Origin of the sequence: Paraburkholderia hospita, assembly GCF_002902965.1 — a bacterium.
GTDB classification, from domain to species: domain Bacteria; phylum Pseudomonadota; class Gammaproteobacteria; order Burkholderiales; family Burkholderiaceae; genus Paraburkholderia; species Paraburkholderia hospita.
The window spans coordinates 796,041-822,891 of the sequence record NZ_CP026106.1 but is presented as its reverse complement, the minus strand read 5'-3'; the positions used below and the strand labels follow the sequence as shown (position 1 = coordinate 822,891).

The window sequence follows — 26,851 nt, the reverse complement described above, 5'->3', positions numbered from 1 at the left end:
TCTGTCATGCCCTGTCAGGCGATCAGAAAGCGATCAGTCGCCATACGGTATCCAGATGTTCTTGACTTGTGTTGCATGGCGCAGAAACGCCGGGCCTTCGCTCGATGTGTCGAACCAGTCGAACGCGCGGCCATGATCGACGAACGTGCGCTTCAGGTTGCCGATCGACTCGCGTTCGGCAAGCGCCGAATTTTTCGCAGAGCCGAAGCACCACAGCGCATCGACATCGTCATGCTTCGCGAGCGCCGGCAACAGCGCGCCGCGTTCGCCCGTCACGATGTTGAGCACGCCCGCGGGCACGTCCGACGTCTCCACAATCTGATAGAAGTCGGTCACTGTAAGCGGACTCGACGAACTCGGCAAGGCAACGACGCGATTGCCCATCGCAAGCGCGGGCGCGATCAGCGAAATGAAAGACAGCAGCGGCGCTTCATCCGGGCACGCAATGCCGATCACGCCGAGCGGCTCGTTCATCGCGAGCGCGACGCCGCGCAGCGGCGGCGCATGCACCGCGCCGTCGAACTTGTCGGCCCAGGCGGCATACGTGAAGAGCCGCGTCACCGATGCGTCCACTTCGCGGCGCGCTTCGGCAACGCTCGCGCCCGTGCGCTTCACCAGTTGATGCACGAATTCATGCGCGCGCACCGCGAGATTTTCAGCGAGGTAATAGAGCACCTGCGCGCGGTTGTGCGCGGTAGCCTGCGACCACTTCTGCGCGCCGCGTGCCGCCGCGACGGCATTGCGGATGTCCTTGCGGTTGCCCTCACCCACTTCGCCGACCAGCGCGCCATCGGCGCCATAAACAGGCAGCGTGTAGCCGCTATCCGGCCGCGCCTGCTTGCCGCCGATGAAGAGCTTCGCGGTGCGGTCGATCGCCAGTACATCAGCGGTTTGCTCAGGTTCATGCGTGTGTGCCGACACATCGGTGACGCGATGCACCGGGCGACGCTCTCCGAGCGCGAGCCATGCCTTCGGCTTCACATATTCGTAGATGCCTTCGCGGCCGCCTTCGCGTCCGTAGCCCGACTCGCGATAGCCGCCGAAGCCGACCGCCGCGTCGAACAGGTTCGTCGCGTTGACCCACACGACGCCGCACGCGAGGCGCGGCGCGATATCGAGCGCGCGGCCGATCGTCTCGCTCCAGATGCTCGCGGCGAGTCCATAGCGCGTGTTGTTCGCGAGCGCGACGGCTTCATCGGGCGTGCGGAACGTCATCGTCACGAGCACGGGGCCGAAGATCTCTTCCTGCGCCAACGTCGAGGCGGGCGCAACGCCCGTGACGAGCGTCGGCGGATAGAAGCAGCCGCCTGTGGGCACCGTCGTTTGCGTCGACTGATAGATCTCGCAACCTTCCAGACGGCCCGCTTCGACCAGCGAGTCGATGCGCTCCAACTGCACCTTGTCGACGATCGCGCCGATATCGATGCTCTTGTCGAGCGACGGCCCGACGCGCAGCGTCGCCATGCGGCGCTTGAGCTTGTCGATGAAGCGCGCAGCGACGCCTTCCTGCACGAGCAGACGCGAGCCCGCGCAACACACCTGGCCCTGGTTGAACCAGATCGCGTCGACCACGCCTTCGACTGCGCCGTCGAGGTCCGCATCATCGAACACGATGAACGGCGACTTGCCGCCCAATTCCAGCGTCAACGACTTGCCCGTGCCCGCCGTCGCCGCGCGGATCACGCGGCCCACTTCCGTCGAGCCCGTGAATGCGATCTTGTCGACGCCAGCATGTTCGACGAGCGCTGCGCCCGTGCGTCCGTCGCCCGTCACCACGTTCAGCACACCCTTCGGCAAGCCCGCGCGCTGTGCGAGTTCGGCGAACAGCAGCGCCGTCAGCGGCGTGTATTCGGCCGGCTTCAGCACCACACAGTTACCCGTCGCGATGGCAGGCGCGATCTTCCACGCGAGCATCAGCAGCGGGAAATTCCACGGCACGATCTGGCCGATCACGCCGAGCGGCGCGAAGTCCTTGAACTCGCTGTCCTGCAGTTGCGCCCAGCCCGCGTGATGCAGAAAGTGCCTTGCCACAAGAGGTATATCGATGTCGCGCGTTTCACGGATCGGCTTGCCGTTGTCGAGCGCTTCGAGCACGGCAAACAGGCGGCTGTGACGCTGCACCATCCGCGACAGCGCATACAGATGCCGCGCCCGTCCCGCGCCGCCCAGCGCCAGCCAGCCCGGCTGCGCGGCGCGCGCGGCGGCGACGGCGGCATCGACATCCACCGCATCGCCTTGCGCGATATGCGCGAGCAGTTCGCCCGTCGCGGGTTCGTGCGATGCGAAACGTTCGCCCGCTGCGGGCGCGCGCCATCCACCGTCGACGAAATGGCCGAACGTCGCGTCATGCTGCGCAAGCCACGCACGCGCGGGCTGATCGTCCTCGGGTGCGGGACCGTACTCCATCGATGAAAAATACTCGGCTACGCTCATGGGATCGATCTGCTCAGGCAACAGGGTGACGGTTGAAGGCGGAATAACGGCCAGTCGCGTAATGCTCGAGCTGGCGTTCGATATCGGCGAGAAGACTGGATGCGCCGAAGCGGAACAGTTCGGGCTCGAGCCACGCGCGGCCCAGTTCTTCTTTCATCAGGATTTGAAACAACAGCGCCGTCTTCGCGTTCGACACGCCGCCCGCCGGCTTGAAGCCGATCAGGATGCCCGTGCGCGCGTGGTATTCGCGGATCATGCGCGCCATCACGAGCGACACGTCGAGCGTCGCGTTGACACCCTCCTTGCCCGTCGACGTCTTGATGAAATCGGCGCCCGCCATCATGCAGATCATCGATGCGCGCGCAACGTTCGACAGCGTCTGGATATCGCCCGTCGCGAGAATCGCTTTCAGATGCGCTTCGCCGCATGCGGCGCGGAACTCGCGCACTTCGTCGTAGAGTGCCTGCCAGTTGCCTGTCAGCACGTACTCGCGCGTGACGACGATGTCGATTTCCTGCGCGCCGTCGGCTACCGATGCCTCGATTTCCTTCAGCTTCAGCGGATGCGGAATCAGACCGGCGGGAAAGCCCGTCGATACGGCCGCAACGGGAATGCCGCTGCCGGCGAGCGCATCGACGGCGGCCGCGACGTAGCGGTGATACACGCACACGGCGCCCGTCGTGATGGTGTGCGGCGGTACGCCGAGCGCCGCGAGAATGTCGGCGCGCACCGGCTGTCTCGCTTTCGCGCACAGACGCCGCACGCGGCCTTCCGTGTCGTCGCCGTTGAGCGTCGTGAGGTCGATGCAGGTCACGGCTTTCAACAGCCATGCGGCCTGCGCATCCTTCTTGACGGTGCGGCGCGTGCCGAGCGTCGCCGTGCGGCGTTCTACGGCCGACTGGTTGACGCGCAACCCGTCGAGCCACGCGAGATCGAAAGGCACACCCGGATTACGGGCGGGATGGACGTGGGCCGCGCGCCGCAGCGCGACAACCGACGAGGACTGGGTAGGAGCTTCAGGCATAGACATCCGCAAGTTTGTGCAATGCACCGCAACGGCTGATGGTTTATTTGCATGTATCGTACATCGCTTGAGAGGATTCTAACAAGCTTCGTTACGATCGTTTCCAGCATTCACGGATGCGGAAGACCTTGTGGGTATGGGCGGAAGGCTTGTCCCGCAAGGCTTTGGGCATAGCCGACGGCGGGCATTGGTGTTTTCACCAGGGTGTGATCGGAAGCGCTTGGGGGTATGCGCGATGTCACAATGATTCTTCGCAAACAAATCCGTACTGCACCCATCAAAACCCTGTTTTCACTACGGATTTGCTCACAGGAGACTACGGCTCGATGCCGTCTGGAACGCGAAATAAATGAACCTTGCCGGCTCCGGCCCCAAGTGGGCCTATCGGCGTCTGAGAACGGTCATCGCCGCAGCACGTCCTGCATATCAAACAGGCCACTTTCCTGCTTCATCAGGAAGCGCGCGGCTCGCAACGCGCCATTGACATAGGGCAATCTGTTGAGTGTCTTGTGGGTAATTTCGATTCGCTCCCCTTCGCCGATGAACAGGACCGTGTGCTCTCCAACGATGTCGCCACCACGAATTGAGGAAAACCCAATCGTCGAGGGGTCCCGTGCGCCAGTCATCCCTTCACGCGCGAACACTGCACAATCGGCCAGATTGCGGCCAAGCGCACCTGCGATGGTCTCTCCAATCGTCAGTGCGGTCCCCGACGGCGCGTCCACCTTGTGTCGATGGTGTGCTTCGACAACTTCAATGTCATAGCCTTTGGAGAAGTTCTTTGCAGCCAATTCGATAAGCTGAAGCGTCACGTTGAGGCTGACACTCGTACTGGATGCGAACACTATCGCGGTGCTCCTGGCTGTCTCTTCTATCAACCGCAATTGCTCAGCGTCGAAGCCCGTTGTTCCGATAACCATTTTCACCCCGTGCCGCTTCGCTGCCTCGAGATAAGCGAGCGTGCCTGACGGCCGGGTGAAATCGAGCAGGACATCCGACGCTGACAGTACGGCATCGATATCGGCTGTGATTGCAACTCCCGTCGCCTTACCGATAAACGCGCCGGCGTCCTGCCCCAAAGCGGAGCCACCGTCCTTGCTCAATGCGCCGACGAGTGTCGTACCATCCGCTGCCAATACCGCCTCAATCAGCATCCGGCCCATTCGGCCGGTTGCGCCCGCTACCGCAATTCTCATCTGTTTCTCCGTGAAGCTCCATCAGACAAGTCGGTCACGCGTATTGACCACGCCTGCAAAGCGACCCGCTCGCGCAATGCATGGCCTGCCGAAACGCGACATCCAGCGCGGTCAGGCACCGCGACCGACGGCCGCCGCAGGCCCCTGATAGTAAAACGGCATTTTGACCCAGCACGCGCTGTGCTCGCATGTCGACGGCACAAAAGGAGATGACGATTCCGGGCGACGTCAGGCAGTCTGCACGCACGATCGGTCAAGCCCCCGATGCATTTCTGTTCAGCAGACCACGCGCCGCCAGATTGCCGTACAGGGCACGTACGCCGAACGTCCAGGGAGTGATCTCGTCGGAGCGCCGCACGATGTTGACCAACGCGCCCAGCGAGGGCGCCGAGATAGTAACGACGTCACCAAGGTGATGGGTGAACCCCGCACCTTTCGCGTCCCGGTCTTTGATTGGCGAAAACATCGTGCCGAGGAAAAGCATGAAGCCATCGGGATACTGATGGTGCGGACCATAGGTCTGGTTCACCAGGTCGATCGGGTCGCGGCTAATCTCGCTCATATGACTGACGCCTTCGAGCACGAAACCGTCGTCGATGCCGTCAATCTTCAGCGACACACTTTCCTTCCGGACGGAATCAAGCGTGAAATGCGCGTCAAAGAGGCGAACGAACGGGCCAATGGAGCACGAAGCGTTGTTGTCCTTCGCCTTCCCGAGCAGCAAAGCACTGCGACCTTCGATATCTCTCAGATTGACGTCGTTTCCGAGCGTCGCACCCACGATATGACCGGCGCTGTTCACTGCAAGCACAATCTCCGGTTCCGGGTTATTCCAGACTGACGTTTTGTAGAGACCGATATTCGCGCCAAGCCCCACTGCCGACATTGGCTGCGACTTCGAAAACACCTCTGCGTCTGGGCCAATGCCGACCTCCATGTACTGCGACCAGGCGCCCCGCCGCTCCATTTCAGCCTTCAATTTCTGCGCGCTTTCCGAGCCCGGTTTAATCCTGGAGAGGTCTACACCAATCAGTGTGTTAATCGTCTCCCGGATTTCCAATGCTTTGCTTGCATCACCGCCCGCCTGCTCCTCAATCACGCGCTCGAGCAGGCTAACCGCAAACGTCACGCCGCAAGCCTTGATGGCTTGAACGTCGCAAGGCGCGAGCAACCTGAGTCCGGTCGCATTGGGGTCGAGACTCCTGGCTATCAGTGCGTCCACGCCCCCGAGTGACTCACCCGGCGCGTTACGAGCAATTTCCAGTGCGTCCGCGCGGTCGAACAGGTCTGCCGTCGTTACAACGGCTTCTGTGATGTCGAAGACCTCATCGTTTCGAACGACTACGACTGACGGGCCGTTGTGCGGCGCTGGTCGCCATACGCGACCAATGAGTATCGCTCGCTCTGAATCTGCAGGAAGGTATGAATGTGCCGGGGAAATAGCCATTTACGCTGATCGCCTATCAAGGAGAGGGAAGCGCAAATCCTATTGTTGCGGCGAGGGGGTGTCCATTATGTTGAAAATATGTCCAACTGGTTGGACAATCCTTCTTCAAATTCCCGCGAATCTGGTTGCTATGGAAAAGGTCTACGAGGTACCGGCTCTGAAGCGAGCACAAGACATCCTCGACGTTCTGTCTGGGGCGCGGGAGCCCGTGCGCGTGTCGGCGTTGCGCGAGGCAACCGGCCTGTCGCGCAGTACGCTCTACCTGCTGCTCGACTCACTGCAGCGGCAGCATTGGGTTGAAAAGCACGGCGACGGCTACCTCATCGGCGTGAAGCTTTTCGAGTTGGGGAACGCGTATGTGCGGCACGACGGCTATCAGTCTGTGTTCCGTGCGTTGGCAGCTTCCTTCGTGGCCGCACATGACGAAGTGGTGCAGTTGGCGACGCTCGACGGAACTGACGTTGTCTACATCGCCCGAGAGGATTCGCGACGACCGGTGCGACTCGTATCGGACCTTGGCTCCCGGCTGCCGGCACATTGCTCAGCGTTGGGGAAAGCGCTGCTTGCAACGCTTTCTGAGGCAGAGTTGATCGAACTGCTCCCGGAAAAGCTCACCGCAGTGACGCCAAGGACAATCACGCGACGCGCTGTCCTGCTACGTGAGCTCGCAGTTGTCCGGGAAAATGGCCAGGCGAGCGAGTTCGAGGAATCTGCCGCTGGACTGGCCTGTTTTGCTGCCTATGTCGGGCAGACAGCCTATGGGAAAAGACTTGCCGTCAGCACGAGCATCCCCATCGGTCGCATCGACCAAAAGCGAGAGAAGCAGATTCGCCTTGCTATAGCGAAGATGGCTTTGCAAATCGGCGCTCGCCTGGGAAATATCTGACTCGCTTCAACCGCATGCCGATAGAGCAGTACTGCTCAAATTCTTGCGAGATCAATGTCGATCAGGCTCACTGGAAAGGCGCTGGCGAATGCCTGGCTAGTTATCTGGGATTGGACCGGGGCAGAGTCGACCAGCGATAGCTTCAACCCCTCAGAGCCACCGTCCGACGCGGTGACGCGCACGAACCTCGCATCACCAGCTCAGCGTCCACCGTCAATCTCCTGCGGGGCAGTTTCGGGTTGTCCAAACGCTCCATCAGGAATCTCCCCGCCGCCTTCCCGAGTTGGTCATGGTTCCATCGAACCACAGTGAACGCAGGCGTCGCGAGAAGCGCGACGTCACTGTCCGCTCCGGCGACAACCGATAAGTCTTGCGGTATCACGAGTCCACGTTCCCGCGTTGCTTGCATTACGCCAGGAAGCAATGATGTTCCGCCGGCAACGATAGCCGTAGGTGGTTTGTCGAGCTCCAACAAATGCCTCGTTTCGGTATAGCCGGCGTCTCTGGCAAATGTGGCGTGCCGGATCAGTTCTGGCTCCAGCGTCAGGCCACGCTCTTTGAATGCATCGCCGAAACCCTTCAACCGGCTTTGCGTCGGATGCACTCCCGGTTCACCAGAAATGATTGCAATGCGGCGATGTCCCAGGTCGGCGAGGTGAAGCACCGCTTGCCGAACACCTGCGGCGTGATTCACGGAGACGGAATCAAGCTCGGCAGGCAACTCACGATCCAGCAACACGATTGGAAATTGTGCTTCCCGCAGCATCGTCAGAAGCGCTGGGTCCTCCTCCGACGACGTGGCGATTACCAGCCCGTCTATCCGTCGCTGCTGGAAGCCAAGCAGCAGTTCTCGTTCGCGCTTGAGGTCGTGGTAGCTGGATGCGACCATCAGCGAGAAGCCGAAACCTTCAATCTCCTTTTGCATCGAGTCGACGAACAAGCTGAGCACAGGGACGGTGAAGTCGCGCATTACGCATGCGAACGTCATCGACCTGTTGCTGCGCATGCTCTGGGCCACCATATTCGGCACATAACCCAGTTCTACGATGGCAGCCTTCACGCGCTTGCGTGTGTCCTCGCGCACGTTGGGATGCGCGTTGATTACCCGCGAGACCGTGCCCAGACTGACGTCCGCCAGTTGCGCGACGTCCCGGATTGACGGCTTGCGTTCATCGTCAGGTGATGCGACGTCAGCTGCGCCCGAAGTTCGGCGTGTCATATTGCCTTTGGATTCGATACTCATTCTGTCGGCAAAGCCTGCGTCAGGCCGTAAGCAAAACTGCTGCGTACCGCCCTCGGTGAGCCCAGCTCTTGCGAGCGCTACGGCTGCGAAAACGGAACACCCGGGAGAGCCGACGCCCCGCATCGACCCCGCGTTCAAATCTGGCCTCGCCTCCTGGCTGGGCGGCGAGGACGTCGCACTCGCGCTGCCTTCCATTCGACGACGCGGTGGAAACGTTCCCAATTTTCCCTGCCGCGCCTACTTTGTCAAGCAAGGTGAACGGGTTCCCCTTCGAGACTTGCTTTCCGCCGGTGGAAGGTCCTCCGCGGAACATCCCTAAAAAGCGACGGTAGATCCGCCAGGGAACTACCGCCTTGACAAAGACGTCCTTCGATCTATCATTGGAAACGTTTCATCAAGCGCCAAACCACGTAGACAAGAGAGCTTCTAGTCATACGTTAAATTTTGGAAACGTTTCATCAAATACATCTGCGAGATACCGTGACCTGCCTCAGAAGCGCTACTGGAGGAAGATGCCCGCATACCGTGCGAACGGACGAATTGCGGAGCACAGCCAATCCTGGCAAGGGGATGCGCCATGGCTGAGAGACAAATGACGCGGCCGCTCCCGCTTGACGGCATTTGCGTCGTGGAGATTGGACACAGCCTTGCGGCACCGTACGCGGGCATCATCTTCGCGCATCTCGGCGCCCGCGTCGTGAAGATTGAGAACGCAGCCCAGGGGGACTACGCCCGCGGATGGGGGCCGCCCTTCATCGACGGAGCCTCCGCGCTCTTTCATGCAATGAACCACGGCAAGGAAAGCATCAGCGCCGATTTCAGCGACCCGGTCTGCACCAAACTCATTCGAGAGTTCATCGTCGCCAATGCCGATGTGGTCCTGCAGAACCTGAAGCCCGGCAATCTCGACCGTTATGGCCTCGGGGCAAAGGACCTGACGGAACTGTGTCCGTCGCTCGTCTATTGCAACCTCGGAGCCTTTGGCGCCACCGGCCCTTTGCGAAGCAAGCCCGGCTACGACCCGTTGGTACAGGCCTACAGCGGGATGATGAGCATCGTGGGGCATGCCGACGACGCGCCCAGCCGCGTTCCCGTCTCGATCAATGACATGGGCACAGGCATGTGGGCCGTCATTGGCGTCCTCGCCGCGCTGCGGGGCAAAGACCGTGGCGACCGTGAGCGCGGCCAGGTCATCGACGTGTCGCTCTACGAGACCGCCCTGGCCTGGATGACGGTGCCCCTTTCGGATTGCCTTGCCGGCGGGCCAGAACCCGCCCGCATAGGGTCGGGTAGCCCAAACATCGTGCCCTATCAGGTATTCGACTGCTCAGATGGCGAAATCCTTGTCGCCGCAGGTAACGACACGCTTTATCGCCGCCTCTGCAATGTGATGGACCTGCCCTCACTGGCTGACGACCCACGGTTTGCGACCAATGGTGACCGTGTCTTGAACCGAAAGGCCTTGATTGCACTTCTCGAAGTCAGGTTCAGGCAGAAGACCGCGAGCGATTGGCTGGAGAAGCTTGAAGCGGAATCGATTCCTTGCGGCCCCTTGCAGACGGTCGACCGCGTGGTCATGGACGAACAGACGGTGTCACTCGACATCCTTCGCGAGACGCCCGATGGACGAACGAGGACCGTCGCGCTGCCTGTCTCCTTCGACGGCCAACGCCCGCCCTTGCCCGGCAATACACCCGGCCTTGGTGAACACAACCATTTGCTGACCAGGCCGCCAGCGCGCAACCGCGAAGACGACCTTTTGCAACAGGAGTGCGATTGAGACGTGAGTTGTATCCGTCGCGAATTCATTTCAAGAATTCATTTCAAGTTTCACCCACACTTCCATTAAGCGTTCTCGGACGTTGGCCTCAATTGCCAGACGAATCGGGACAATCAGGAGACAGCAATTGAGCCAGACCTTTCTTGAACCGACTCCGACATCATCGGACGAACCGCCGTCCGTCGCGGCCGTGAGCGCGGAGGAGCGCAGGCTTTACCTGCGCGTCGCGCTTCGCATCGTGCCGCTGCTCTTCGTTTGCTATGTCGTCGCCTTTCTCGACCGCATCAACGTCGGATTTGCGAAGTTGCAAATGCAGGACGCCCTTGGTTTCAGCGATGCTGTGTACGGCCTGGGCGCGGGTATCTTTTTCCTCTCGTACTGTCTGCTCGAGGTGCCAAGCGCCCTGCTTCTGAAGCGCATGGGAGCGAAGAAGACCATCGCTCGGATCATGATTTGCTGGGGAATCGTTGGGACCTTAACGGCGTTTGTCTCCAACGTGACCGAGTTCTACCTCGTCCGATTACTGCTCGGCGTATTCGAGGCTGGCTTCTTTCCCGGCGTGATTTTCTATCTCAGCTCCTGGTTCCCTGAGAACAGGCGCGGCGTCATCATTTCATGCTTCATGGTCGGCTTTCCCGTTGCCGGCCTGGTCGGCGGCCCCATCTCCGGATGGGCGATGACAGCGCTTGCAAACGTCGCCAACATGGCTGGGTGGCAGTGGCTCTACATCGTGGAGGCGCTGCCTGCCGTCGCACTTGGCATCCTTACGCTGTTCGTCCTGGATGACAACATCGACAAAGCGAAATGGCTGACTGACGCAGAAAAGAACACACTGCGGGAAGGGTTTCGAGCCGAAACGGAACGCAAACGCAAGAACAACCAGAACGGGCACGGAACGCTCGCGCAAGCGCTCGCGGACCCCAAGGTCTACATGCTTGCGTTCATCGACTTCGCCTTCGTTTGCGGAACCTATTCGGTCACGTTCTGGCTTCCTACCGTCATGAAGAGTTCGGGCATATCGAACCTCGCGCAACTTGGATGGCTGTCGGCCATTCCCTACGGTATTGGCGCCATAGGGATGGTCGCAATTAGCCGAAACTCGGACCGCACGCTTGAGCGGCGCTGGCATGCGACCATTGCCGGCGTCATCGGTGCGATAGCGCTTCTTCTTGTGTCGCAGTCGATGAGCTCAGCTGTGGTGACAATCGCTTTGCTGACCGTCGCGTGTGTCGGCATCTTCTCGATAAACGTGCTGATCTGGTCAATGGCTTCCGGCTATCTCCACGGCTCGCCTGCTGCAGCTGGAAGCATTGCGTTCGTGAACTGCATCGGTCTGCTCAGTGGATTCTGCAGCCCTTTCATCATCGGATGGTTGAAGACAATGACCGGGTCGCTCAATAGTGGCCTTTACGTGATGACCGCCGTCCTCTTTCTCGGAATCATCGTCATGTTCGTAGGATTCAAGCCGAAAGCGACCCAACCAGCGTGAACGCCAGCGAGGTTCCATCGAAACGGTAATCAGCAGCAGCTAACTTCTTCTTTGAACGACCCGCCGGGTGTGCGGTCGATACGCCCATCCGGCATCAACAGTAAAGAAACTCATGCACAAAATCGCCATCCTCGACGACTTCCAGAACACCTCGATGAAGTTCGGAAACTGGGACAGCCTGCGCAAGCATGCCGAAATCACCATCTTCACTGACCATATCGACAATGAGGATGCCCTGGTCGAACGGCTCCAACCCTATGACGTCCTGTGCGTGATGCGGGAACGAACCTGGTTCCCGAGGAGCGTCCTATCGAGGCTCAAGAACCTCAAAATGCTTGCAAGCACGGGCCCGTGGAACGCTGCCATTGACATTGAAGCCGCGGACGAACTGGGTATCACTGTCTGCGGGACGGCATCGTCGCTGACGGCAGCGGCTGAACACACGTGGGCACTCATTCTCGCGGCCGCGCGTCATATCCCCGCCGAGGTCAATTCGTTCAGAAATGGTGGATGGCAAGTCTCCGTCGGCAGAGACCTGAGCGGCAAGACCATCGGTCTGCTTGGTTTAGGCTACTCCGGCAGCGTGACAGCGCGCGTCGCACAGGCCTTTGGCATGAAGACAATCGCCTGGAGCCAGAACATGACAGCAGAATCCGCTGCCATGCATGGCGCTCAGTACGTATCAAAAGACGAATTGCTTGCGTCCAGTGACATCCTGTCAATCCACGTTCGCCTGTCCGAACGTACGAGAGGTCTCATCGGCGCTCGTGAACTCTCCCTGATGCAACCCCATGCCTTACTTGTGAACACAGCACGTGGACCGATTGTGGACGAGGACGCATTGATTGCGGCTCTATCGCGCAAACAGATTGCTGGCGCCGCGCTGGACGTATTTGATATCGAACCGCTCCCGGTCACCCACGCGTTCCGGACGATGGACAACGTCATTGCGACGGCACACCTCGGCTATGTCACCGAGGGTTCGTATGAGTTCTACTATGGCGAATCCGTTGAAAACATTCGCGCCTGGATTAAAGGCGAGCCGATTCGTACGTTGACTGCAGAGAGACGCGAAATCAGTTACCAGACCATTACTTCGTAGTCGCGCCCTCGGCTTTCGAATGATCCGGGCGGCGACCAGATCGTCGCCCGGATCGAACCTCGCTGGAGTCGCTCACGTATCGATTCCCGTTGCCTATCCGGCATATCGTGCTCGACCCGATGTTTTGTCCGGGATGCGGCGGCGCACTCAGGAGGTTTCTTGAAGTGCGTCAGTGAGCAGATGGTTATGCTCACCGAGCTTAGGTGTGGACCCAGTATCGGCAGGCCGCTTTCCGCCAAACGATACGGGAAGCCCCACAAACGTCGCGGCGCCGTCCTCAGTCTTCTGCAGGATATCCAACGCTTTCGTCTGCTCATGGACGACGACCTGGTCGACAGTCTGAATCGGTCCGCTGGGAATCCCCACCTTGTCGAGGCGCTCAAGCCAATGTGCAGCCGTGTTTTTGCTGAACTCGTGCTGCAGAAGCGCAATCAGCTCCACCCGATTGCTGACTCGCGCTCCATTGGCCGCAAAGCGGCTGTCGTCCGCCAACTCGTTGACTGACAGAACCTCGCAGAGCCGACGGAAGAGTCGGTCGTTACCTGCTGCGACCATAATGGTCGAATCGGCGCACTCAAATGCCTGGTGCGGCACGATGGCTGCCGTGCCGGAACCCCACCGTCCCGGAAGCGCTCCACACGCAAGGTAGTCGGCAATCTGCATACCGCCCCACGAGAGCGCGGTTTCGTAAAGCGACACCGAAACGACTTCACCGACGCCCGTGGTTTGCCGGCGGAACAGCGCGGATAGCACGCCGATCGCTGCCCACAGACCCGTGCCCATGTCGTTCACCGAGATGGGAATCCGGCTCAATGCCTCATCGGGTTGACCCATGAAGCTCATCAGGCCGCTGAACGCCTGGGCGAGCGGGTCGTATCCAGGCTTGTCGCGCAGCGGCCCGACCGTCCCGAAGGCGCCGAGATTGCAGTACACCAGCGAGGGCTTGGCTTTCAACATCTGCCCGGCGCCAAGCCCATACTTCTCCGTACCGCCTGCTTTCAGGTTCTGCAACACAACATCTGCGCGTCGCGCGATGAGGTCCCTCAACAGGTCCGCCTGCTGGGGGTCCGACAGCGACATCGCGATGCTCGATTTTCCGTGGTTCACCGCGTGAAAAAGTGCCGCAGCACCATCGATGAAAGGAGGGCCCCAGTCTCTCGCGTAGTCCCCGCCTTCCGCGCTTTCAATCTTGATGACTTCCGCGCCAAGTGCCCGCAATACCATGCCGGCATAAGGTGCAGCGAGACTGTGTCCAATCTCGATAACGCAAACGCCATCGAGTGGAAGCTGCTTCGTCATTTCCATACTCCGTTTGTTTCCAGTCACCGGCTTACGTTGCCTCCGCGGCGACTTCAATCTGCTCCGACTGAATCAGTTCGCGGTCAAGCTGATAGAGGCGGACGGCTGCGTCCCGACTGATGTAACCGTCGGCGACGTCCGCCAGGACCAATGCACGCTCGCGCTCCAGCGGCTCACCAAATCCACCGCTACCGGCCGGCTGCACAACGACACGGTCATTCCGATACACGACTGTCTGGCCACCTTTGGCGGGTACAACCATGTCGTGCCCGTCAGCTCGCTGCACCTTGCAAACGAACGGGCTGCCGGCGAGTCCGCCGAAATGTCCTTCCGGCGCCGTGTGCCCACGCTCTCCCGAGACCGTGAACGTGGCTTCGTCATATTCGACGCGGTACACACGGCGGGAAGTCAGACCCCCACGTTGCCGGCCAGCGCCACCCGTATCGGGTACGAGCGACCACTCTTCAACCAGCAACGGCGAAGTTCGTTCAATCATTTCAATCGACTGGCTGCCGGCATTGCCGACATAGACCCGGATGCCGCTCACCCCATCCCTGGCTGCCCGCGCGCCCATCCCGCCAGCATGCACGTCGTGCATCGTGACGAATTTTTCGCCAGTCTCCGCAACACGAGCCTGATTCGTATCGCGTCCGCTAAAGATGCCCGCGCACGCCGCGCAGTTGCTTTGTCCGAGAATGCGATTGGGAACTGCGGGCGCGAGGGCCTTCAGGAGAAGGTCAATGACCCGCGGCGATGTTTCGGTGTTGCCAGATACGACCGACGCCGGATATTCGCAATTGAGAACGCTGCCCTGCGGGGCAATGATGGTCACCGGCCGATAGCAACCCTGATTGATCGGGATGCTAAGGTCCGTCAACGCCTTGACTGTGAACCAGGTGCTGTTGCAGGTGACGGAGAACGGACAGTTGATTCCGCCTCGCACCTGAGCGCCTGTGCCTGTGAAGTCGAACGTGATGTGGTCATCCTTCACGATGACCTTGACCTTCAGCAGCGGGCGCTCGTGTTTCCAGCCCGGCGCCTCGATGGGGTCGAGATATTCCTCCGCCTCGTAGACACCGTCGGGAATCTTCGCAATCTCTGCGCGGATGAGCTTCTCCGAGTGGTCGAGACTCTGGCTCATCACGTCACGCAACGCGTTGGCGCCATACTTTGCAACCAGGTCCACGATGCGGCGGTCACCCACAAAGGTGCCCGCATATTGCGCCTGAATGTCCAGGCGCAGCTCATGAGCGTTTCGGCTATTGCGCGTCAGGATTTCCAGTACGTCGCGCACTGGCTCGTCGTTCCGATAGAGAAGGACGGGGGGAATCCGGATGCCCTCGGCGAACACGTCCCACGTGGCAATTGCATAGCTGCCAGGTGACTGCCCACCGATGTCCGTCCAGTGCCCACGTGTCATCACGAAGGCAACGATTTCACCGTCAACGAAGACCGGGCGCGTGAACTGGACGTCCGGCTGGTGATTGCCGCCGCCGACGTAAGCGTCGTTGCTGACAATGACGTCGCCAGGCCGCAGGTTTTCGCGACCAATGGCCTCGACCGAGACACGGGTGGAAATGACTGCCGAGCCCAACATCGTAGGGATGTCGTTGCCTTGAGCAACGAGCTGCATGTCAGCGTCGAAGATAGCGGCAGATGAGTCGCCACTCGCGTGCATCAGCGGGCTTCCCGCTGTCCGCATCATGGCAATCTTCATTTCCCGCGCAACCGCAAACAGACTGCTACGGATGATTTCGTATGTAACGATGTCCATGTTCATGCCGCCAGTTCAATCACGAGGTTCAGGTCGTCGTCGACGCGCGCTGTGTGCGATGCCTTCAAGACCGCGCAGCTACTGTGCTCTTCGATAACAGCAGGTCCTTCAATCCGGGCACCCACCGGGAGCCGGCTTCGAGCAAAGACCGGCAAGGCGCGGACATTGCCGTCGATATACACGTCACGGGTACGAACGGGAGCAACGGCTGCTTCGTCATCCGAGTGCGCCACGCCGCCTCGCCAACCGCTCGTCGCGATGAGCTGCAAACGCAAATTCGCGACCACAATCGGCTTGTCCTTGCTGACAAAGTTCCAGAGCCGCTGATGTGCCGCTTCAAACTCGCTCGCCAGCGCAGCGCATGATGCGTCGTCGGATACCTCGACTGTGATGACATCAGGCTGACCGGCATAACGGCAATCCGCCAGCCGCACAGCGCGGGTCTGATTCGCCTCCACGCCGTGACGCTCCGCCTCGCTTCGACCGAGCGCGAGCAGTTCGTCAAACTCCGAATGCAACCTTTCATCGCCGAGCCTGGCAAGGTCACATTCAACCGGACGTTGATAGTCATACTGCTGGTCGGCGACCATCATGCCGAACGCGCTGAAGAGCCCAGGCAATGGCGGAATCACCACGCGGCGAATCCCCATTTCGTGGGCAAGGTCGACTGCGTGGACGGGGCCTGCGCCGCCGTAGCAAATGTACGAAAATTCACGCGGGTCGTAACCCCGCTCTACCGTCATGATGCGAATCGCCTGTGCCATCAACGCGTTCGCGACAGAGCGCACGGCCTGCGCCGCCTCGGGCACACTCATTCCCAAGGGCTTTGCGATAACCTCTTCGACGACTCGCCATGCCGCCTTCGCGTCCAGCTGGAATTCGCCACCCAGGAAATTGTCCGGGTCGATGTAGCCGAGCACGAGGTTGCAGTCAGTGACCGTTGGTCGCTTGCCACCACGGCCGTAACATGCCGGCCCCGGGTCAGCCGCGGCGCTTTCAGGGCCGATTCGAACGCCGCCGCCCGCGTCAATCCAGACAATGGAGCCGCCACCCGCGCCCACGGAGTCGATGTCGATGCTGGGCGAACGCACGGTGTAGCTATGCAACAGGCTCTTGTTCCGGATCTCGGGTCGGAAATCCCGGATTAGCGAAACGTCAAACGTGGTGCCGCCCATATCGCCGAGAATGGCATTGCGCAAGTCGCCACGCTCGCAATTGCGGATTGCAGCGCTGACACCACCTGCGGGGCCCGATTCCAGAAGCACAATCGGACGGTCCGCAACGCGTGCAGGGCTTGCGAGGCCACCGTTTGACTGCATGAAGAGAAACTTGCCGGCAAAGCCCAGTTGCGCAAGTGCATCGACCAGACGACCGATGTAGCGGCCACAGACCGGCCCGAGCATCGCGTTGATGACCGTCGAGCTGGTCCGCTCATACTCCATGGCTTCAGGATTGACCTCGTGGGATGCACTCACGAACCGGTCGGGCAGCATTTCACGCAGCGCCGCGACGGCAGCCTTCTCGTGCTCCGGATTGACGTGCGCGTGCAGGAAACACACCGCTACGGCTTCCACGTCGGATTCACGGATGCGTGCAGCAATCCCGGTCAGCTCTTCGTACGCGAGCGGCGTCTCAACGCTCCCGTCAAAACGTAGACGCTCCGTCACCTCGAGCCGCCAACGGCGCTCCACCAGCGCCCGAGGGTTGTCGAACAGCAGGTCATAGAGGTCAGCACGGTCATGGCGGGACGCGCGCCGTAGTTCGAGGATGTCGCGGAAGCCGCGGGTGGTGACCAGAGCCGTTTTGGCGCCCGTGCCCTCCACGACCATGTTCGTGGCCATTGTCGTACCGTGGCCAAGAAAGGAAATATCGGCACTTTTCGAGCCCGAGATTTCAAGAATCCTTCGGAAACCTTCGACCGTTCCTACGACCCGGTCTTGAGGCGTTGTAGGCACCTTGGTCGACCACACCGCACCCGTCGAGTCGTCCACCATCACCACGTCGGTGAAGGTGCCGCCGACGTCAATCCCTATCCGTTTCACGCTTGTTTGTCTCCGTTGACAGGTATGAGCCTTCTGGAAATGCCGGTCGGACGCTGATACGCGTTGCCCATCACAGCGCGGACGTAGATGCAGTCCACATGCATCGAGGCAGAAATCGCGGTTACACTGCGCGGCAGTGATTCGTGCGAGTTATCACCTACCGTCAAACGCCTCGCGCCGTATCGTCAGGCGTCCTGCTTTGGCGGGAATTACCGTCCGAATCGCGCATGCGTCCATCGACAAGTCCAGTGTACTGACGCCCCTTCCGATGCAGATAATGAAAGGTTTGAATCAGGTGAACGTCTGGGGTTATATCCGTGATAACCAGTAACGATGCAATTCTGCGGCGCCTTCGCGGGGCCCATATTGCGCTGCTCATCGCGCTCGACGACCACGGGTCGCTGCGCAAGGCAGCCCACCAGATCTCGCTGTCGCAGCCGGCGATAACCAAATCGCTGCAAGAGCTCGAAGCCATCTTCGGTGTCGAACTGTTTTCCCGTTCGCCGCGAGGGATTGTTCCCAACGACCTTGGCAGGTGCGTCATCCGTCACGCCAGAACCCTTCGGGCGGACGTTGGAACGATGCGAGATGAACTGGCCGCAATCCTGCGAGGTGGCGGGGGCACCCTGGCGATTGGCGCCGTAATGGGCTCGCTGCCAGTATGGCTGGCGCCCACCGTGAAAGCGTTGCGTGAGGCCCAACCTGATACCTCGATCGAGGTCTGGGAAGACAACAGTGCGCGCTTGCTCGCAATGCTCGACCAGCGCTTGCTGGACCTCGTTATCGGGCGGCCCAGTGTCAGCGTCCACCCAGAAGCCTACGATTTCATTCCACTGGAGGTCGAAGAAATCTGCCTCGTCGTTGACGGCGCCGACCCGCTTGGTGACAAAACCGAGGTGCAACTGGCAGACATCATCGGTAACCCATGGATTGTTCCGCAGGCAACGCTTCCGATGCGCTCGCTTTTCGAGCAGTTGCTTGACGATGAGGGCCTGAGCTTTCCACGCTACGCGATGGAGACGTCTTCAACCTTCGCCACGCTCGCTCTGCTTCAGACGGGAAGCGGCACGGTCGGCCTGATACCCCGCAAGGTCGCCGAGTATTTCGCTGTAGGTGGCCTCGTCAAGATACTCCCCTTCTACATCGAACGAAGAGGCGCTCCCTACGGCATCGCGACACGACGAGGCGCAACACTGACGCAGCCTGTTCAGAAGTTCATCGAACTTTGCCAGAGCCGCATCGCGGAAATGTGACCTTTGAGACACGTGTGCGCCTGCACCGCGACCGCTATTCCTTGTCGAAAGCGAAGCGGAACGCGTCGCCGTGACTCACTATCCGACCTGCCGTTGGCGACGGGAAGTGGGCCGTAAGAAGCTTTGTTGACGTGTCTGCGTACCGGCTCATCACGCCAAAGCGCGCCTCATGAGCCAGCTTTGCGTCGAAATCTGCAGCGTTGGCAAGCGAAGGGTCGACAAACTGGATTGGGTGGTGGATAACGTCACCCGTCATGACCGCATGCTCGCCATGCTCGTGCCCAATGTGTACCAGTACGTGGCCCGCCGTGTGGCCCACTGCCGGGGACAGCCATACGTCCTTGCCGAGCTCGTGTTCGAAAGAGTGGTCCATTTCCACGAACGTCGCCTGACCGTGTTCCACGATGGGCAGGACGCTGTCAACAAACGAGCCCCGGTTGACCGGCATCTCAGGGTTCGATTGATGCAGCTTCAGCAGATGGTCGTACTCGACGCGCGAGAAGATATATTTCGCACGCGGGAAAGTCGGAACCCAACGGCCATCTTCGAGACGGGTGTTCCAGCCGACATGGTCAGTGTGCAGATGCGTGCACATGACGTAGTCGATATCTTCTGGTCGAATGCCGATTGCGGCCAGATTCTCGATATACGGTGTCTGCAGATTGCTCCACGAGGGCATCGACGGTCGCTGCTTGTGATTGCCATTGCAGGTGTCCACGAGAATCGTGTGGTGACGGGTCTTGACGACGTAACTGTGGAAGCTGAGATACAGCTTGAGTTCTGTCGGCTCAATGAGATGCGGGCCCAGCCAGCTCCGCTGTTCCTTTACAAAGTCGAGGTCAACGGTAGGAAAGAGCCAATTAGGCTCAAATTCCAGACTATCAATCTCGCTCACTTTGCGAATCTCGATATCGCCAATTTTCTGGACGTGCACTGCGCGCTCCTTCTTTCAATTCAAAAATAGTGTTTCCCGGACGCAATGCACTAGGCCACCACGGCCTCGCGTAAATCGAATGTCTTCGGCAAGCCTGCACGCGCAATCGCACCCGTGAACGGTTCGCCCGGTAACCAGCCTGCAATCGTCTCTCGTATTGCAAGCAGCGCATTGATATCAATGCCCGTATCGAGACCTTCGGACTCCAGCAGGAATACCGTATCTTCAGTGTTGATGTTCCCAGTTGCATTTGGTGCGAACGGACATCCACCAAGGCCGCCAAGTGACGAGTCAAAGCTGCGCACCCCTGCGTCGAGCGCGGCGACGACATTGGCAAGACCAAGGCCACGCGTGTCGTGGAAATGGCAGGCGACTGGTACGTCTTTAGTGATGGCGAGAACTTTACGCATCAGCGCCCTGACCTGCCCGGGATTTGCATAGCCAACTGTGTCGGCAATCGTGATTTCGTCGGCGCCAGCTTCCAGAAGTGTCTCGACGAGACCAAGTACCGTACTTTCCTCGACCCGGCCGGAGATGGTGCACCCGAATGCTGTCGCTACGCCGGCGCCGAGCGTGACGCTGCGTGACGTGCTCCCGCCTGCATCACGCTCTACAACAATCCGTCGAAAATCTTCAACAGACTCCGCGGTCGTTCGACGAACGTTTTTAAGGTTGTGCTCGTTACTGGCTGACAGCACGTAGTGCACTTTTCGCAAGCCAACTTCTATCGCTCGCTGTGCGCCCTTGAGATTAGGCACGAGTGCAGCGGCGTGAAGGTTTGGTATCTCCAGCGCGCCACGTGCGACTTCGGCTGCATCGGCAAACTGCGGGACGATTTTGGGAGGCACAAACGATGTCACCTCAATCTCAACCGACCCTGCATCCACCATCCGTCGGCACCACTCAAGCTTCTGCTCGGTCGACAGAATCGTCTGGACCATTTGCAGACCATCGCGCAGACCTACCTCGCGCACTTGCACCTTTTCACGCGTCGTCATTCCAGAATCTCCGTCGTAACCAGATGACCCGTCCGGGCATCTGTCAAAGCATTGCGTTTGCCGCCACCGAGTCATCCAGCTTGTCAGCACCAAGCTCGGCGACCGACCTGGCTCCCGTCGTTTTAGGAGCGAGCACAATCGCGGCAAGCGCACCAAGGACCATGAGCAAAGAGATGGCGCCAAGGCCTCCAACCATGCTGTTAGTCGCTGTCTTGATGGACCCGATGATCATCGGGCTAACGAAACCACCAAGCAGACCGATGCAGTTCACCAACGCCACGCCACCTGCAGCGCCACTACCGCGGATGTAATCCGTCGAAATCGCCCAGATAAGCGGATTGGGAGCAAGAATCCCGGCCGTCGCGACGGATAAAGCAACGATGGACCACGCAAGGCTGCCGTGAATCAGGCCTGCCGCGAACAATCCAATCGCTCCGATAATCATGGTGATGCCGCAGTGCCAGCGACGCTCCATTGTCCGGTCGGAGTTCCAGTTCATCCCAATGAGCGCAAGCCAGCTCACAAAGTACGGAATCGCCGAGTAGAGACCGATTTCCAGCGGACTGCTCAGCCCCGTACTCTTGATAAGCGTGGGCAACCAGAAGCCGATTGCGAACACACCCGCAATCTGTGCAAACCAGACGAACCCCATCACATACACGCGTGGGTCAAGGAGTGCGCGCCCGAAAGTGTGTTCCGCATGCTTGTCACTCACGCCAGAGCTCTTGTTGATGTCAGCGAGCACCTGTGCCTTTTCCTCGACGCTCAACCATTTCGCTTTCTCGGGACCGTCATCCAGGAAGAAGAAGGCTACGACGCCCAGAAAGCTTGCCGGCAGTCCTTGAACGACGAACATCCACTGCCAGCCGTGCAGTGCTCGAACGCCTTCCATGTGGGTCATCAGCCAACCCGACATCGGTCCACCAAGCAAACCTGCGATACCTGTTGCACAGGTGAAGATTGCGATGGCCTTTGCGCGACGTTCCACCGGATACCAGCGCGTCAGGTAGAAAATGATGCCCGGATAGAGACCGGCCTCGGCAAGGCCGAGCAGGAAACGTACGGTGTAGAAATGCATCGGAAGCGTCACGAATGCCGTCGCTGCTGCCAGGATGCCCCACAGGACCATGATTCGCGAAAACGTGCGCTTCACGCCGATTTTTGTCAGCAGGAGGTTGCTCGGCACCTCCATAAGGACATAGCCAAGGAAGAAAATCCCTGCCCCGATGCTGTAAGTCAAGTCGCTGAAGCCAACGTCGTGCTTCATATCAAGCTGTGCGATGCCTACGTTCACGCGGTCCAGGAAAGCGAACACATAGCAAAGGAACAGAAAAGGAATCAGGCGCCTGGTGATTTTGCGGTACGTCTGCTCGGCTTGCGGGTTAGCTGCAGCGTCGATGGGCAAATTCATGCATGTCTCCTCCAGCCGTCGAGGCCGGTTAGCAGGCCGCCAGCATCGACTGACGGCTTTCCCTTGTTGTGCGACTAGCGACCCTTGAAGACGGGCTGTCGTTTTTCGTTATATGCACTGATACCTTCCAGACGGTCTTGCGTCGGAATAAGTCGGTTGTATGCTTCGATTTCGATGTAAAGACCCGTATTCAGGTCGCTCTGCATGCCGAGGTCAATTGCCTTCTTTGCTTGCGAAACCGAGAGCGGCGCGCTCGTGCAGATATCCCGGGCAGCTTCAATCGCGCGCGCCAGTACCTGGCCCGGCTCGTACAACTGGTTCACGACGCCCCAGGCAAGTGCTTCTTCCGCCGAAAACTTCGAACCGCGGAAAATCAGTTCTTTCGAGCGACGCGTACCAATCGTGCGCGGAAGTTGCTGGGTGCCACCGCCGCCCGGCATGATTCCGCGCTTCACTTCGGTAAATCCGAACACTGCATTCTTCGAGGCGTACGCGAAATCGCACGCCAGCAACAGTTCGAGCCCGCCTGCCACGGCTGACCCATTGACAGCACAGATAAGAGGAATCGGGCAGTGAGTGATTGCGCGAACCATTCTTTCAAACAGATAGTGCTGCGTGCTGAACTGCTCATCCGTCATACCTTCGCGCTGCTTCAGGTCGGCGCCGCCGCAGAAAGCTCGCTCGCCCGTTCCCGTGAGAATCGCGCAACGGTATTGCGTCGGGTCGACTTCCAGTGCCCCAAAGACCTTGATCAGCTCATGGCCCATTGGCGTACTGATTGCATTCGACACTTCGGGACGGTTCAACCGAATCACGAGAATCTGTCCGTCGATTTCTTCCAGCGCCAACGTGCTGATGGTGGCCGGGTCGAGATGTTGAGCTATCTTCAATGTCACTCCTGAGGCAGGTCTATCAATGAATAACCGCGCCGGTCGAGCTTCTGCTACCAGCGGCTGTGTCACTTGTGCTTTCACGACGCCAGGCAATCAGGCCTTTAACATCAGCCGGATTTCGAAGGGGTCCAGTCGCTTGTGCCAGTGTGAGGAGATGTATTGCCGAATTCGCTACCCCATTGGGTAATGGCATAGCGCACTGACACACGGTCGCATTGTGAGCGCGTCACCGACCTCGAATCGCTTCCACCCGGCATTCGTGATTCGCGGCGCTACCGATTCGAGGGTTGCAAGACGCGCCATCACACTGACAATTCGAGTGTACTGATGCGACCTGTGTACGGGTAATGAAACCTTCCAATCACGTGAACGCGATAGGTTATATCGGTGATAACCAGTAGCGTCGACAGAGCGAGGTTTGGCGGGCAGACGACGTGATATTGACGTTCGCTGCAGTACAGCATGGGCGCATTATTTTTCGCCTGGTATCTGACCAGAACCCTTGTCGATCAAGCCTCAGCGTCGGGCCGACGCTGGCGAAGCACCTGCACAAAGTGGTGTGCCGCCGTCGAGAGATGCGCATCCTTACGCGTAACCACGCCAAAGGTTTATGTGAACGGGACTTCAGTTCTACAGGAAGAATACGCACCATCCGTTGGCGGGAAAACAGCTCCGCCACACTTGCCGGCCGAATCGATATCAAGTCCTTGCTTCGCTGCAGGAGAGTAAGGGTCACACATGTCGATGAACTCGAGATGGTGTTTTCGGGCATCGGAAACACGGGCCGCGCCCCGTGAACGCACTTAATTGAGGTCGCCTCCAGCCCATTTCAAGGACTCGATTTTTTCAGAAATCGCACTTGAAAGTTTGCACGGACTTCCTATCTATCGAGTCATCAGGGCAGCCGCTGCATCGACATGACGGCGCTGCATGTATCCATTCGTTCGTCGCGGCATGACAGGCAAACCGGCACACTCAGGCCGGCGCGCCTCGCCGCTCAGAGGAGAGAGCGACCATGAGTGACTTGTATTTCGGAACCGATGTGTTCAGCGAACTCGACCGCTTGCAGCGGCACATGTCGAGCGTGTTCAACGGCTTCCCTTCGAGCCTGCGTTCGAGCCGTGCCGGCACATTCCCGAGCCTCAACATCGGCACAACCGACGAAGCAATCGAGATCGTCGCGTTCGCGCCCGGCATCGATCCGTCAAAGCTGGAGCTGTCGATCGACAAAGGCCTGCTGACCATCGCTGGCGAGCGCGCAGCGGCACGCCCCGCGCAGGAAGAAGGCGCGCGCGCCTATGCACAGGAGCGCTTCAACGGCGCGTTCCGTCGTGTCGTCGAACTGCCGCAACAGGCCGATCCCGACAATGTGCAGGCGCGTTATGTGGACGGCTGTCTGGTGATCACGGTCGGCAAGCGCGAAGCGTCGAAGCCGCGCGCAATCACGGTTCAATAAGGGCGAGGAAAACATCATGAGCGACAACACTCAAGTGACCCAGCGCGACGAGAGCGCGGTGAGCCGCAACGGCGCGCGCCAGCAGGAACGTCGCGTGACCTTGACGCCGCCCGTCGATATCGTCGAGGACAGCAAGGCGGTGACGCTATGGGCGGATCTGCCTGGCGTATCGAAGGACAAGCTCGACATTCGCGTGCACGACGGCAGCCTGACGATCGAAGGTGAATCCGTGGTCCCGGCTTCATCGAATGTGCGGCTCTCGCATGCCGAAGTGCGCGCGCCCTTCTTCGCGCGGCGCTTTTCGATCAGCGACGACTTCGACACGTCGAAGATCGAAGCCAACCTGAAGGATGGCGTGCTGAAGCTCGTCATTCCGCGCCGCGAGCAGGCGCAGCCGCGGCGAATCGAAGTGAAACTCGGCTAAGCGCTTTATCGATGTGAAAAAGGAGCACCCGTCATTGCGGCGGCGTGCTCCTTTTTTTGTCTGCGCGAAACAAGACTACGTCGCGCTATGCCTGTCGATCCAGCGCGGCTCGCAAGTTCTCGATAACGTCGCTCCAGTCATTGCGCTTCGCTTGACGGAACAGGCGCATCTGCGGATACCACGGACTGTCGTCGCGCTTCAGTTGCCAGCGCCAGTCGGGTGTGAACGGCAACGCGATCCATACGGGCTTGCCGAGCGCGCCGGCAACATGTGCAACGGCCGTATCGACGGTGATCACCAGATCGAGTTGCGCGACAAGCGCCGCCGTCTCGGCGAAAGTCGTCAACCGGTCGGACACGTCGCGCAACGCGCCGCGCGCCACGCATTCATCGAGACACGCGCGATCGCTTTCGCGCACGTCCTTCACCAGCGAAACGAACTGCGCGTTCGCATCGAACAGCGGCACGCACTGCGCAAGCGGAATCGACCGGTTATGGTCGTTCAGATGCGTGCGGCTACCCGACCATACGATGCCCACGCGCGGCCTTGCATCGTCTTGCGCGAATACGTCGGCCCATTGCGCGGCCAGTTGCGAATCAGCATGAATATAGGGGCTTGCAGCGCTCAAATCGGTTTCGCGCAGCTTCAGCGCGAATGCGAGACTGAGCATCGGAATGTGGTAGTCGAACGCGGGCAGCGGTGCGGTTTCGCCGATTACTTCAGCCGCGCCGGGATACCCGCGCAACAGCGGCAATAACGCATCCTGAACCCGCACGACGACACGTGCGCCCATCGCACTCAGACGACCAATGAAACGGATGAACTGCACCGTGTCGCCGAAACCCTGTTCGCCATGCACGAGCACCGTCTTGCCATTGAGCGGCTGCTTGCCCGTCCACAGCGTCGCGTCGGGCAAACCGTGACTCATCGTGCCGTCGAGCCAGCGCCATTCGTATTCGCGCCAGCCATGTTCGAACTCGCCTAGCAGCAGATTGGTCTGCGCGCGGTTGGTGCGCGCGCCGGCATCATTCGCATCGATCGATACGGCCTTCTTGAACTGCTGCAACGCTTCATCGAAACGATGCAGATCGCGCAACGCGACGCCCAGGTTCACATACGCGCGCACGAAATTGGGCTTCAGCGCAATCGCCTGGCGATACGCGGCGAGTTCTTCGTCATAGCGCTCCATCTGCCCAAGCAGCGTGCCGCGGTTGTAGTGCACTTCGGCCGATTGCGGATAGCGCTGCGTCAGGCGCGCGAGACGTTGCAGCGCGCGTTCGTGCTCGCCCGTCGCGACGAGCGACATCGCCGCGCCATGCAGCGATTCCGCGTGATCGGGATACGCGGCAAGCACGCGCTCGAAAAGCGCGATGGCGTCGGCATGACGCCCCGCGAGCTGACAGATATGAGCGGCGAAATGAAGCTGCTGCGGGTTCGTCGAGGCGGGCTGCGCGGCGCGCGTCGCATAGTCGGCTGCGCGCGTGTAATCACCCTGCTTCGCCGCGACGTAGCCGAGCGCTTCGAGTGTTTCGCTGTGGTCTGGATCGATCGACAGAATGCCGTGCAGCAGCGCTGCCGCTTCGTCGTATTGGCCGGCGGTGAACTTCTGCTGCGCGTCAGCGAGGCTTTGGGCGATATCGTGATTCATGATGCAGCGGTTCGGCGCAACGCCGCGTCGCGCACGAGGACGGAGGAGTCGATTGTACGCGAGCCCCTCGCCTTGCCTGTGCTTTACGGTCTTTCCGCTGCTGTCACGTCGGCCGGTTT

Annotated in this window: 20 protein-coding genes; 7 read left to right on the top strand and 13 right to left on the bottom strand. The window is 59.9% G+C overall.

Annotation, left to right across the window (positions count from 1 at the left end):
- Positions 1-33: 33 nt before the first annotated feature.
- The 4 genes from C2L64_RS22095 to C2L64_RS22080 all read right to left on the bottom strand — a co-directional run bounded on the left by C2L64_RS22095 (position 34) and on the right by C2L64_RS22080 (position 6,100).
- Positions 34-2,433: an aldehyde dehydrogenase family protein gene (locus C2L64_RS22095; RefSeq protein WP_007585644.1), complete on the bottom strand. Its 2,400-nt coding sequence runs from the start codon at positions 2,431-2,433 to the stop codon at positions 34-36.
- Positions 2,434-2,446: 13 nt separating this feature from the next.
- Positions 2,447-3,457, bottom strand: a complete 1,011-nt coding sequence (gene deoC, locus C2L64_RS22090) for a deoxyribose-phosphate aldolase (RefSeq protein ID WP_039900997.1) — start codon at positions 3,455-3,457, stop codon at positions 2,447-2,449.
- Positions 3,458-3,858: 401 nt separating this feature from the next.
- Positions 3,859-4,653, bottom strand: a complete 795-nt coding sequence (gene dapB, locus C2L64_RS22085) for a 4-hydroxy-tetrahydrodipicolinate reductase (protein WP_007585648.1) — start codon at positions 4,651-4,653, stop codon at positions 3,859-3,861.
- Positions 4,654-4,906: 253 nt separating this feature from the next.
- Positions 4,907-6,100, bottom strand: a complete 1,194-nt coding sequence (locus C2L64_RS22080) for a fumarylacetoacetate hydrolase family protein (protein ID WP_039900999.1) — start codon at positions 6,098-6,100, stop codon at positions 4,907-4,909.
- A gap of 130 nt (positions 6,101-6,230) precedes the next feature.
- Here C2L64_RS22080 and C2L64_RS22075 point away from each other — a divergent pair, with 130 nt between their 5' ends.
- Positions 6,231-6,986 (top strand): IclR family transcriptional regulator, encoded by a 756-nt coding sequence (locus tag C2L64_RS22075; RefSeq protein ID WP_007585652.1) that lies wholly within the window; start codon positions 6,231-6,233, stop codon positions 6,984-6,986.
- 142 nt (positions 6,987-7,128) lie between these two features.
- Here C2L64_RS22075 and C2L64_RS22070 read toward each other — a convergent pair whose 3' ends face one another.
- Entirely contained in the window at positions 7,129-8,229 is a 1,101-nt protein-coding gene (locus C2L64_RS22070; protein WP_238554696.1) for a LacI family DNA-binding transcriptional regulator, read from the bottom strand.
- A 577-nt stretch (positions 8,230-8,806) separates the two neighbouring features.
- Between C2L64_RS22070 and C2L64_RS22065 the strand changes: the two genes are divergently transcribed.
- The 3 genes from C2L64_RS22065 (at position 8,807) to C2L64_RS22055 (ending at position 12,600) form a co-directional block, all read left to right on the top strand.
- Entirely contained in the window at positions 8,807-10,009 is a 1,203-nt protein-coding gene (locus C2L64_RS22065; RefSeq protein WP_007585654.1) for a CaiB/BaiF CoA transferase family protein, read from the top strand.
- 127 nt (positions 10,010-10,136) lie between these two features.
- Complete coding sequence (locus tag C2L64_RS22060) at positions 10,137-11,498, top strand: MFS transporter (RefSeq protein WP_007585655.1); 1,362 nt, start codon at positions 10,137-10,139, stop codon at positions 11,496-11,498.
- 112 nt (positions 11,499-11,610) lie between these two features.
- On the top strand, positions 11,611-12,600 hold the full coding sequence (locus C2L64_RS22055) for a D-2-hydroxyacid dehydrogenase family protein (RefSeq protein ID WP_007585656.1): 990 nt from the start codon (positions 11,611-11,613) through the stop codon (positions 12,598-12,600).
- Positions 12,601-12,747: 147 nt separating this feature from the next.
- Here the strand turns inward: C2L64_RS22055 and C2L64_RS22050 are convergent, their stop codons facing one another.
- From C2L64_RS22050 to C2L64_RS22040, 3 genes are read right to left on the bottom strand one after another with little or no spacing between them, the layout of a single operon-like run.
- Positions 12,748-13,905: a CaiB/BaiF CoA transferase family protein gene (locus C2L64_RS22050; RefSeq protein ID WP_007585657.1), complete on the bottom strand. Its 1,158-nt coding sequence runs from the start codon at positions 13,903-13,905 to the stop codon at positions 12,748-12,750.
- A gap of 25 nt (positions 13,906-13,930) precedes the next feature.
- A complete protein-coding gene (locus C2L64_RS22045) occupies positions 13,931-15,679 on the bottom strand; it encodes a hydantoinase B/oxoprolinase family protein (protein WP_007585658.1) in 1,749 nt (582 codons plus the stop codon).
- Positions 15,676-17,715 carry a hydantoinase/oxoprolinase family protein gene (locus C2L64_RS22040; protein WP_007585659.1) on the bottom strand — a complete coding sequence of 680 codons (2,040 nt, stop codon included), beginning with the start codon at positions 17,713-17,715 and terminating at the stop codon, positions 15,676-15,678. Before C2L64_RS22040 ends, C2L64_RS22045 begins: the two co-directional genes overlap by 4 nt.
- 317 nt (positions 17,716-18,032) lie before the next feature.
- On the opposite strand from C2L64_RS22040, the gene C2L64_RS22035 reads away from it, so the two are divergent.
- Positions 18,033-18,968, top strand: coding sequence for a LysR family transcriptional regulator (locus C2L64_RS22035; protein WP_007585661.1), 936 nt, complete (start codon positions 18,033-18,035; stop codon positions 18,966-18,968).
- 34 nt (positions 18,969-19,002) lie between these two features.
- Here the strand turns inward: C2L64_RS22035 and C2L64_RS22030 are convergent, their stop codons facing one another.
- The 4 genes from C2L64_RS22030 to C2L64_RS22015 all read right to left on the bottom strand — a co-directional run bounded on the left by C2L64_RS22030 (position 19,003) and on the right by C2L64_RS22015 (position 23,201).
- The gene (locus C2L64_RS22030) at positions 19,003-19,902 is read right to left on the bottom strand and encodes an MBL fold metallo-hydrolase (RefSeq protein ID WP_007585663.1); all 900 of its coding nucleotides are present in this window, start codon (positions 19,900-19,902) and stop codon (positions 19,003-19,005) included.
- A 50-nt stretch (positions 19,903-19,952) separates the two neighbouring features.
- Positions 19,953-20,900 carry a hydroxymethylglutaryl-CoA lyase gene (locus C2L64_RS22025; protein ID WP_007585665.1) on the bottom strand — a complete coding sequence of 316 codons (948 nt, stop codon included), beginning with the start codon at positions 20,898-20,900 and terminating at the stop codon, positions 19,953-19,955.
- Between the two features lie 43 nt (positions 20,901-20,943).
- Positions 20,944-22,311: an MFS transporter gene (locus C2L64_RS22020; RefSeq protein ID WP_007585667.1), complete on the bottom strand. Its 1,368-nt coding sequence runs from the start codon at positions 22,309-22,311 to the stop codon at positions 20,944-20,946.
- A 74-nt stretch (positions 22,312-22,385) separates the two neighbouring features.
- On the bottom strand, positions 22,386-23,201 hold the full coding sequence (locus C2L64_RS22015; RefSeq protein ID WP_007585669.1) for an enoyl-CoA hydratase/isomerase family protein: 816 nt from the start codon (positions 23,199-23,201) through the stop codon (positions 22,386-22,388).
- Between the two features lie 1,018 nt (positions 23,202-24,219).
- Between C2L64_RS22015 and C2L64_RS22010 the strand changes: the two genes are divergently transcribed.
- Positions 24,220-24,660 carry an Hsp20/alpha crystallin family protein gene (locus C2L64_RS22010; protein ID WP_007585671.1) on the top strand — a complete coding sequence of 147 codons (441 nt, stop codon included), beginning with the start codon at positions 24,220-24,222 and terminating at the stop codon, positions 24,658-24,660.
- Positions 24,661-24,676: 16 nt separating this feature from the next.
- The gene (locus C2L64_RS22005; protein ID WP_007585673.1) at positions 24,677-25,084 is read left to right on the top strand and encodes an Hsp20/alpha crystallin family protein; all 408 of its coding nucleotides are present in this window, start codon (positions 24,677-24,679) and stop codon (positions 25,082-25,084) included.
- Between the two features lie 85 nt (positions 25,085-25,169).
- On the opposite strand, the gene C2L64_RS22000 is transcribed toward C2L64_RS22005, so the two are convergent.
- A complete protein-coding gene (locus C2L64_RS22000) occupies positions 25,170-26,732 on the bottom strand; it encodes a tetratricopeptide repeat protein (RefSeq protein ID WP_007585674.1) in 1,563 nt (520 codons plus the stop codon).
- Positions 26,733-26,851: the final 119 nt, after the last annotated feature.

Excerpts from the sequence above, each read along its gene's own strand:
- C2L64_RS22070 (WP_238554696.1), bottom strand. The coding sequence starts at position 8,229 with ATGAGTATCGAATCCAAAGGCAATATGACACGCCGAACTTCGGGCGCA.
- C2L64_RS22020 (WP_007585667.1), bottom strand. The coding sequence starts at position 22,311 with ATGAATTTGCCCATCGACGCTGCAGCTAACCCGCAAGCCGAGCAGACG.
- C2L64_RS22045 (WP_007585658.1), bottom strand. The coding sequence starts at position 15,679 with ATGAACATGGACATCGTTACATACGAAATCATCCGTAGCAGTCTGTTT.
- C2L64_RS22095 (WP_007585644.1), bottom strand. The coding sequence starts at position 2,433 with ATGAGCGTAGCCGAGTATTTTTCATCGATGGAGTACGGTCCCGCACCC.
- C2L64_RS22000 (WP_007585674.1), bottom strand. The coding sequence starts at position 26,732 with ATGAATCACGATATCGCCCAAAGCCTCGCTGACGCGCAGCAGAAGTTC.
- dapB (WP_007585648.1), bottom strand. The coding sequence starts at position 4,653 with ATGAGAATTGCGGTAGCGGGCGCAACCGGCCGAATGGGCCGGATGCTG.
- C2L64_RS22055 (WP_007585656.1), top strand. The coding sequence starts at position 11,611 with ATGCACAAAATCGCCATCCTCGACGACTTCCAGAACACCTCGATGAAG.
- C2L64_RS22065 (WP_007585654.1), top strand. The coding sequence starts at position 8,807 with ATGGCTGAGAGACAAATGACGCGGCCGCTCCCGCTTGACGGCATTTGC.
- C2L64_RS22005 (WP_007585673.1), top strand. The coding sequence starts at position 24,677 with ATGAGCGACAACACTCAAGTGACCCAGCGCGACGAGAGCGCGGTGAGC.
- C2L64_RS22075 (WP_007585652.1), top strand. The coding sequence starts at position 6,231 with ATGGAAAAGGTCTACGAGGTACCGGCTCTGAAGCGAGCACAAGACATC.
- C2L64_RS22050 (WP_007585657.1), bottom strand. The coding sequence starts at position 13,905 with ATGGAAATGACGAAGCAGCTTCCACTCGATGGCGTTTGCGTTATCGAG.
- C2L64_RS22010 (WP_007585671.1), top strand. The coding sequence starts at position 24,220 with ATGAGTGACTTGTATTTCGGAACCGATGTGTTCAGCGAACTCGACCGC.
- C2L64_RS22025 (WP_007585665.1), bottom strand. The coding sequence starts at position 20,900 with ATGACGACGCGTGAAAAGGTGCAAGTGCGCGAGGTAGGTCTGCGCGAT.
- C2L64_RS22080 (WP_039900999.1), bottom strand. The coding sequence starts at position 6,100 with ATGGCTATTTCCCCGGCACATTCATACCTTCCTGCAGATTCAGAGCGA.
- deoC (WP_039900997.1), bottom strand. The coding sequence starts at position 3,457 with ATGCCTGAAGCTCCTACCCAGTCCTCGTCGGTTGTCGCGCTGCGGCGC.